The 8,006-nt window shown below is 72.5% G+C and carries 9 protein-coding genes; 6 read left to right on the forward strand and 3 right to left on the reverse strand.

What is annotated here, in order from left to right; translation table 11 throughout:
• Positions 1-513: 513 nt before the first annotated feature.
• The gene (locus AOK24_RS05780; protein ID WP_055718969.1) at positions 514-2,001 is read right to left on the reverse strand and encodes a glutamate synthase subunit beta; all 1,488 of its coding nucleotides are present in this window, start codon (positions 1,999-2,001) and stop codon (positions 514-516) included.
• Between the two features lie 163 nt (positions 2,002-2,164).
• On the reverse strand, positions 2,165-2,644 hold the full coding sequence (locus AOK24_RS05785; RefSeq protein WP_055718970.1) for an anthrone oxygenase family protein: 480 nt from the start codon (positions 2,642-2,644) through the stop codon (positions 2,165-2,167).
• Between the two features lie 221 nt (positions 2,645-2,865).
• On the opposite strand from AOK24_RS05785, the gene AOK24_RS05790 reads away from it, so the two are divergent.
• From AOK24_RS05790 to AOK24_RS05800, 3 genes are all read left to right on the forward strand, one after another.
• Positions 2,866-3,507: a nucleoside/nucleotide kinase family protein gene (locus AOK24_RS05790; RefSeq protein ID WP_055718971.1), complete on the forward strand. Its 642-nt coding sequence runs from the start codon at positions 2,866-2,868 to the stop codon at positions 3,505-3,507.
• Between the two features lie 86 nt (positions 3,508-3,593).
• The gene (locus tag AOK24_RS05795) at positions 3,594-3,989 is read left to right on the forward strand and encodes a PPOX class F420-dependent oxidoreductase (protein WP_055718972.1); all 396 of its coding nucleotides are present in this window, start codon (positions 3,594-3,596) and stop codon (positions 3,987-3,989) included.
• Between the two features lie 153 nt (positions 3,990-4,142).
• On the forward strand, positions 4,143-4,562 hold the full coding sequence (locus AOK24_RS05800; protein ID WP_055718973.1) for a CBS domain-containing protein: 420 nt from the start codon (positions 4,143-4,145) through the stop codon (positions 4,560-4,562).
• A 134-nt stretch (positions 4,563-4,696) separates the two neighbouring features.
• On the opposite strand, the gene corA is transcribed toward AOK24_RS05800, so the two are convergent.
• Positions 4,697-5,689, reverse strand: a complete 993-nt coding sequence (gene corA / locus AOK24_RS05805; RefSeq protein ID WP_055718974.1) for a magnesium/cobalt transporter CorA — start codon at positions 5,687-5,689, stop codon at positions 4,697-4,699.
• A 61-nt stretch (positions 5,690-5,750) separates the two neighbouring features.
• On the opposite strand from corA, the gene AOK24_RS05810 reads away from it, so the two are divergent.
• The 3 genes from AOK24_RS05810 to AOK24_RS05820 all read left to right on the forward strand — a co-directional run bounded on the left by AOK24_RS05810 (position 5,751) and on the right by AOK24_RS05820 (position 7,913).
• Positions 5,751-6,434, forward strand: a complete 684-nt coding sequence (locus tag AOK24_RS05810; protein ID WP_055718975.1) for a histidine phosphatase family protein — start codon at positions 5,751-5,753, stop codon at positions 6,432-6,434.
• A 91-nt stretch (positions 6,435-6,525) separates the two neighbouring features.
• Entirely contained in the window at positions 6,526-7,116 is a 591-nt protein-coding gene (locus AOK24_RS05815; protein ID WP_055718976.1) for a DUF3090 domain-containing protein, read from the forward strand.
• Positions 7,080-7,913 carry an SCO1664 family protein gene (locus AOK24_RS05820; protein ID WP_420876653.1) on the forward strand — a complete coding sequence of 278 codons (834 nt, stop codon included), beginning with the start codon at positions 7,080-7,082 and terminating at the stop codon, positions 7,911-7,913. Before AOK24_RS05815 ends, AOK24_RS05820 begins: the two co-directional genes overlap by 37 nt.
• The last annotated feature ends 93 nt before the right edge of the window (positions 7,914-8,006 follow it).

An 8,006-nucleotide genomic window follows, 5' to 3' on the forward strand; every position in this document is an offset into this window, starting at 1 on the left:
GTCTGTGTCCGGTTTCCGCGCGGGCGCGCTTTCGGCCTGCGGCGCGGGGCTCCGGACGGGTTCCGCGCGGGCGGCCTGTGGCGCGGGGCTCCGGACGGTTTCCGCGCGGGCGCGCGGGCGGCCTGCGGTGCGGTGCTCCGGCCGGGTTTCGCGCGGGTGCGCGGGCGGCCGGTGGGTGCTCCGGCCTGCTTTCGGCGCAGTGCTCCGGCTACCCGCCCCGCACCGCTCCGCGCTCCGATCGGCTTCGCGCGGGCGCGCTGCCCATCGTCGGCGCCCGGCCCGGCCGCCCTGAGCCGGACTCGGCGGAACCGACGCGGGGAGCTTCGCCGCACGGGCCCGGCGGCCGACTGCTGTACGGGAGGCCCCGGCCCCTGGGCCGTACGAAGTCCCCATCGGTCGACGGCCCTTATCGGTCGACGGCGCTCATCGGTCGACGCCGCCCATCGATCTACGGTGCCCATCAGTCCACGGCGCCCACCAGCCCACGGCACCCGCCCCGCACCCCCGCCGGTCTCACACGATCATCGGTCGGTCGTCCGGGCCGATCGGGGCCGGCAGGGTCGAACTGCCTGTCAGGTAGCGGTCGACGGCCGCTGCCGCCGCTCGGCCCTCCGCGATGGCCCAGACGATGAGCGACTGTCCGCGCGCGGCGTCGCCGGCGGCGAAGACGCCCGGGACGTTCGTGGCGAAGTCGCGTCCGCGGGTGATCGTGCCGCGGGGTTCCAGGGACACGTTCAGCTGGTCGAGCAGGCCGTCCGAGAGGTCGGGGCCGGAGAAGCCCAGGGCGAGGAGGACCAGGTCGGCGGGGAGGGACCGGGAGGTGCCGTCCAAGGGGGTGCGGTGTTCGTCGACCTCGACGAGGTGGAGGGCGTTCACCCGGCCCGCCTCGTCGCCGGTGAAGTGGAGCGTGGACGCCGCGAAGAGGCGCGCGTCGGCGTCGGCGGAGGGTGCCGTGCCGAGTTCGGCCGCCTCCTCGTGCGCGGCGGAGAGGCGGTAGATCCTCGGGTACGTCGGCCACGGGTCGGCGTCGGGGTCGCGCTCGGCGTCGGGACGGCCGTAGATGTCCAACTGCGTGACCGACGCGGCCCCTTGCCGTACCGCCGTCCCCAGGCAGTCCGCACCCGTGTCACCTCCGCCCACGATCACCACGTGCCTGCCGGCGGCCGACAGCGGGGAGGCCTCCGTGTCCCCCTCGCACACCCGGTTGGCCGGCGGCAGATACTCCATGGCCTGATGTATCCCTTCCAACTCCCGGCCCGGCACCGAAAGTTCCCGCCACGCCGAAGCGCCCGTCGCGATCACCACCGCGTCGTGGCGCGCCCGCAGCCGGTCCGCCGGAACGTCCCGCCCGACGACCGTCGATGTCCGGAACTTCGTCCCTTCGGCCCGCATCTGATCGATACGGCGCTCCAGATGCCGCTTCTCCATCTTGAACTCGGGGATGCCGTACCGCATGAGCCCGCCGAGCCGGTCGTCCTTCTCGTACACGACGACCGTGTGCCCCGCCCGCGTCAACTGCTGCGCGGCGGCGAGCCCAGCGGGCCCGGAGCCGATCACCGCGACCGTCCGCCCGGAGAGCCGCTCGGGCGGCCGGGGCGGCACGAACCCCTCCTCCCAGGCGCGGTCGGCGATCGCGCACTCGACGTTCTTGATCGTCACGGCGGGCTGGTCGATCGCGAGCACGCACCCCGCCTCGCACGGCGCAGGGCACAGCCGGCCGGTGAACTCGGGGAAGTTGTTGGTCGCGTGCAGCCGCTCGCTCGCCGCCCGCCAGTCCGCGCGCGACACCAGGTCGTTCCACTCCGGGATCAGGTTCCCCAGCGGACACGCGTCGTGGCAGAACGGGATCCCGCAGTCCATGCACCGGTCCGCCTGCGCGCCCACGATGGGCAGCAGCGCGCCGGGCACGTACACCTCGTCCCAGTCCCGCACCCGCTCCGCGACGGGCCTGCGCGGCCAGTCCTGACGGGGGGTGCGCATGAATCCCTTGGGGTCCGCCATGGCTGATGTCCTCGGGGGAGTCCGCACGTCCGCATCCGCGGCGGGCGCCGCACGCCGGCACATTCCGCGTGTCCGAGTCGTACGACGGCACCTTTCCGCCACGATACGACGCCCCCGACGCTCACGCAGAGCGGAAAGCTCAGGCCAACGCCAGGGGGCGAACTCAGGCCAACGCCAGGGCGTACGAGAGGGCCGCCGCGCCCGAGGCGACCGTCCTGACGTGGTTCCACCTCGTCCACTCGCGCACGTACGCGGGCCAGTACGCGATCCCCTCCGCCGACTCCGCGCCGAGCCCGAGCAGCCGCTCGTTGCGCGGCACGTTCGCCGTCACCGTCACCCCGAACGCGCCCACCAGGTACAGCCCGCTGCCCAGCAGCAGCTCCACCCGGCCCTGCTCCGGCCACAGCACGAACGTCACCACCGCGACCACCGCGCACACCGCCGCGGCCCCCAGGAACAGCCACATGAACACCGACGCCAGCGCCGCCCTGTTGATCGCGTTCATCGCGGCGATCCCCTGCTCCGCGGGCAACGCCCTCAGCCCCCGCATCACCAGCACCGAGAACGCCGCGAACACGCCCGCCATGACGCCGGTCACCAGCACCCCGGCCACCGCCATCGCCACGTACGGCCCGTCCACCATGAACGTCAACCCCCCTGTCGCCGCCGAGATCCTGCCCCACCCGCCCCGTCACCACAAGTGATGCCCGTCCGGCACCCACGACACGCGCCGCAACCGGCGGGGATGGGGGTGGGGCAGGCGCGCGCACGCGTACGGCCCATGTCATAGCGCCCGGCACGCGTCCGGGCGTGGAGCGAGGCCCGGCTCCCCGGCGTCTCGTCGGCCGTCGCCTCTGGCGCATCATGACCACTGTGCGACTAGAAGCGATCACTTGGGACCGGCTCTCCGACCTCCTGGTGGAGCGGCTGTTCGATCTGAAACCGACAGATGGCGGCTCCTGGCCGCGCATCGCCTTCGACGGCGCGCCGGCGGCCCGGCCCGGGGATCTCGCGGCGCGGGTCGCGGAGGGGCTGCGGGCGCGCGGCCGGTCTTCCCGCGTCGTCGACACCCATGGCTTCCTGCGCCCCGCGTCGCTCCGCTTCGAGTACGGCCACCAGGACGTGGACGCCTACTACGACGGCTGGTTCGACACCCGCGCGCTGTGGCGCGAGGTCTTCGGCCCCCTCGAACCCGGCGGCACCGGCCGCGTCCTGCCCGACCTGTGGGACCCGGCGACCGACCGCGCGACCCGCAGCCCGTACGTCGAACTCCCGCCCGGCGGGCTCCTGCTGCTCCACGGCCCGCTCCTGCTGCGGCACTGGTTCCCCTTCGACCTCAGCGTCCACGTCCGCCTCTCCCCGGGCTCGCTGCGCCGCCGTACCCCGGAGGGCGAGCAGTGGACGCTGCCCGCGTTCGAGCGGTACGAGCGGGAGACCGACCCGGCGGCGAGCGCGGACGTCCTGGTGCGGGCCGACGATCCCCGGCACCCCGCGTGGAACGGCTGAGGGTGAACAAACGCTGAGGGCGAACAAACGAGGGAGAGCGGGCCGAAGCACTGTTGTATGCACGTGCATCTAACTAGGGTGTCGGTATGACGATCTTCTTCGACGACACCGTCCGCGCCCTCCTCGACGGCAAGAACTTCGCGTCCGTCGCGACCATCGGCCCCGGCGGCGCCCCGCACAACTCGGTGGTCTGGATGAAACGCGAGGACGACACCGTCCTGCTGACCTCCCTGGACAACCGGCAGAAGGTGCGCAACCTGCGCCGCGACCCCCGTATCAGCGTCACGGTCTTCGACCTCGCGAACCCCTACGCCTCGGTCGAGATCCGGGGCCGCGCCGAGATCCTCCCGGACCCCGAGAAGCGGCTTCCGCACGACCTCGCGCACAAGTACCTCGGCATCGACCCGCCCGCGGAGAAGGAGGACGAGGCCAGGGTGGTCATCCGGGTCGTCCCGGAGAAGGTCGTGGGGTTCTCGGCCTGAGGGTTCCTGCGGGTTCCTGAGGGGGGCGGGGCTCCCGGCGTCGCCGGGTCCGCCTCGTGGACATGCGGCCCGCCCGATGCGCGGCAAGAATGTAGGGCGCCGGGACAGCGGCGCGTCCGCGCCGTGCCGGCCGTCCGGCCAGGGAGGTAGTCCATGACCACCGCCGGAGACATCATGCACCGGGGCGCCCAGTGGATCCCCATGCACGAGACCCTCGACCGCGCCGCCCAGCTGATGCGCGACCTCGACGTCGGGGCGCTGCCCATCAGTGACGCCGACGAACGGCTCTGCGGCATCCTCACGGACCGCGACATCGTCGTCGGCTGCGTCGCCATGGGGCACGACCCGGCCGAGGTGACCGCCGGTCAGATGGCCCAGGGCACGCCCCGCTGGATCGACGCCGGAGCCGACGTCGACGAGGTGCTCCGGGAGATGCAGGGGCACCGCATCCGCCGGCTTCCCGTGATCGAGAACAAGCGCCTCGTCGGCATGATCAGCGAGGCCGACCTCGCGCAGCACCTCACGGAGAGCCAGATCGCGTCGTGGGCGGAGAGCGTGTACGCCCGCGGGTGAACCGGCCCGCGCTTGCGGGGTGACCGGGCTGCTCCGCGGTTCCGGCGTGACCGGATCGCTCTGTACCTCCGGCCCGGCCCCGCTTCCGGCGTGACCGTACCGCGCTCGCTTCCGGCGTACCGGCCTGGTCTCCGTCAGAGCCAGCCGTTGCGCCGGAAGCCCCGGTACAGGGCCAGGCACGCCGTCGCTATCACCCCCAGCACCAGCGGATACCCGAACTTCCAGCGCAGCTCCGGCATGTGGTCGAAGTTCATGCCGTAGATCCCGCACACCATCGTCGGCACGGCGATCACCGCCGCCCACGCGGAGATCTTCCGCATGTCGTCGTTCTGCCGGACGCTCATCTGCGCGAGGTGGGCCGACAGGATGTCCGAGACGAGCCGGTCGAGCCCCTCGACGGACTCGTTCACGCGCGCGAGGTGATCGCCGACGTCCCGGAAGAACGGCCGGGACGTGTCGTGCACGAACGGCACGGGCGTCCCGTAGGACCCCGACAGCCGGGTCAGCGGCAGCGTGAGCGGCCCGGTGGCGCGCCGGAACTCCAGGACCTGGCGCTTGAAGGTGTAGATCCGCGACGCGGCCCCGCGCGAGTCCCCGCCGTCCGGCGAGAACACCTCCGCCTCCAGCTCCTCCAGATCCGTCTGCAACTCGGTGGCGACCTCCAGGTACCGGTCGACGACGGCGTCCGAGATCGCGTACAGGACGGCCGTGGGGCCCTTCGCGAGGAGTTCGGGCCGCTCCTCCTCCAACCGGTGCCGTACGGCCGCCAGAGGGGCGTCCTGGCCGTGTCTGACGGTGACGACGAAGCCCTCGCCGAGGAAGACCATCACCTCGCCCGCCGAGACGGTGTCGCGGTCCTGGTCGTACCCGACCGGCTTGAGGACCACGAACAGCGAGTCGTCGTACACCTCCAGCTTGGGCCGCTGATGGGCCTTGAGGGCGTCCTCCACGGCCAGCGGATGGAGCCCGAACTCCTCGGTGACGAGGGAGAACTCGTCCTCGGTGGGCTCGTGCAGCCCGATCCACACGAAGCCGCCGCACGCCCGCGCCCCGGCCAGCGCGTCGGAGAAGTCCGGCGGACCCTCCACCCGGCGGCCGTCACGGTAGACGGCACAGTCGACGATCACGGAGAGTATTCTCCCTTCGCCCGAGAGACAGCGCACACGCGCGGACACCTACCCTGGCCGCATGCCCACCCTCATCCTCGTCAGGCACGGCAGGTCCACCGCCAACACCTCCGGGGTGCTCGCCGGCTGGACGCCCGGCGTCGCCCTGGACGAACGCGGCACCGCACAGGCCGCCGCCCTGCCCGGACGGCTCGACGGACTGCCGATAGCGGAAGTCGTCACCAGCCCCCTCCAGCGCTGCCAGGAGACCGTACGGCCCCTCCTGGACGCGCGCGGGATCACCGCGCACTCCGACGACCGCATCGGGGAGGCCCACTACGGCGACTGGAGCGGACGCAAACTCGCCGAACTGAGCGGCGACCCCCTCATGGAGGTCGTCCAGGCCCACCCCTCGGCCGCCGCCTTCCCCGGCGGCGAGTCCATGCGCTCCATGCAGACCCGCGCCGCCGAGGCCGTACGCGAGTGGAACGCGCGCGTGGAGCGCGACCACGGCGAGAACGCGGTCTACCTGATGTGCTCCCACGGCGACGTCATCAAGTCGCTCGTCGCGGACGCCCTCGGCCTGCACCTCGACCTGTTCCAGCGGATCTCCGTCGAACCGTGCTCCGTCACCGCGATCCGCTACACGCGCCTGCGCCCCTTCCTGATCCGCCTCGGAGACACCGGCGATCTCTCCTCCCTCGCCCCGCGCGAAGAACCTCCGACCGGGCACGCGACCGTGGGAGGCGGTGCGGGCGCACCGTGATCGTCGCCCGCAGTAGGGTGAAGCGGTCCGCACAGCGCGCGCACACGCGCAGGACGTAATCCGAACCCACGACTCTTACTGGAGACAGGACGTGTCCCGTCAGGTGTTCCTCTACGACCCGCCGGACCGCTTCGTGGCCGGCACGGTCGGACTGCCCGGACGCCGTACCTTCTTCCTCCAGGCCGTCGCCGGCCCCCGGGTGACCAGCGTCGCGCTGGAGAAGACCCAGGTCGCCGCGCTCGCCGAGCGCATGGACGAACTGCTGGACGAGGTCGTGCGCCGCAGCGGCGGAAACGCCGCCGTACCCGCCGTCGCCCCCGCCGAGAACTCCGACACCCGCCCCCTCGACTCCCCTGTCGAGGAGGAGTTCCGGGTCGGCACCATGGCCCTCGCCTGGGACGGCGAGGAACAGCGCATGATCGTCGAGGCGCAGGCCCTCGTGGAGCTCGACGCGGACTCCGAGGAGGACCTCGCCGAGGCGGAGGAACGCCTCCTCCAGGACGAGGAGAACGGCCCCCCGATGCTCCGCGTCCGCCTCACCGGCGCACAGGCGCGCGCGTTCGCCAAGCGCGCCCTGGACGTCGTCAACGCGGGCCGACCGCCCTGCCCGCTGTGCAGCCTGCCGCTCGACCCGGAGGGACACGTATGTCCGCGCCAGAACGGATACCGGCGAGGGGCGTGACCACCGTCGAACCCGCGGACACGCTCCTCCTGGCGCGCGGTGAGCTGACCGTGCGCGGGCGCATCAGCGACGCTTCCAACGCGGCCCTGTACTGCACGGTGACCCACGACGGCCGGGAGGCGGCCTGCGTGTACAAGCCCGTCGCCGGGGAGCGGCCCCTGTGGGACTTCCCCGACGGCACGCTCGCGCAGCGCGAGGTCGCCGCGTACGAGGTGTCCGCCGCGACCGGCTGGGGGCTGATCCCGCCGACCGTCCTGCGCGACGGCCCCTACGGCGAGGGCATGTGCCAGCTGTGGATCGAGGCGTCCCCCGAGGCCGAACTCCTCGCGCTCGTCGACGCGCAGGAACCGGAGCCGGGCTGGAAGGCCATCGGGTTTGCCGAGGTCGGGGAGGGGAAGACCGCCCTCCTGGTGCACGCCGACGACGACCGCCTGCGCCGCCTCGCCGTCCTCGACGCCGTCATCAACAACGCCGACCGCAAGGGCGGCCACCTCCTGCCCACCGCCGACGGCCCGCTCTACGGCATCGACCACGGCGTCACCTTCAACACCGAGAACAAGCTCCGTACGCTCCTGTGGGGCTGGGCGGGCGAGCCCCTGACCGGAGAGGCCCTGACGGCTCTCAAGGCCCTCAGAGGGGCCCTGGAGCCCTCCGGAGCCCTCACCGCGACCCTCACGCCCCTCATCACACCGGCGGAGCTGGACGCCACCCGCGCGCGGGTGGACGACCTGCTGACGACCGGAAAGCACCCGGAACCCAGCGGAGAGTGGCCCGCGATCCCCTGGCCACCGGTCTGAGAACCTCACGAGAACCTCCCCACCCACCCTGCACATCCCCCCGATCCCCGCAAGACCGCCTTTTCCGTCATCCGGTGCGCTCCGGTTCGTATA

This window comes from Streptomyces niveiscabiei, assembly GCF_001419795.1.
Taxonomy (GTDB): Bacteria; Actinomycetota; Actinomycetes; order Streptomycetales; family Streptomycetaceae; genus Streptomyces; species Streptomyces niveiscabiei.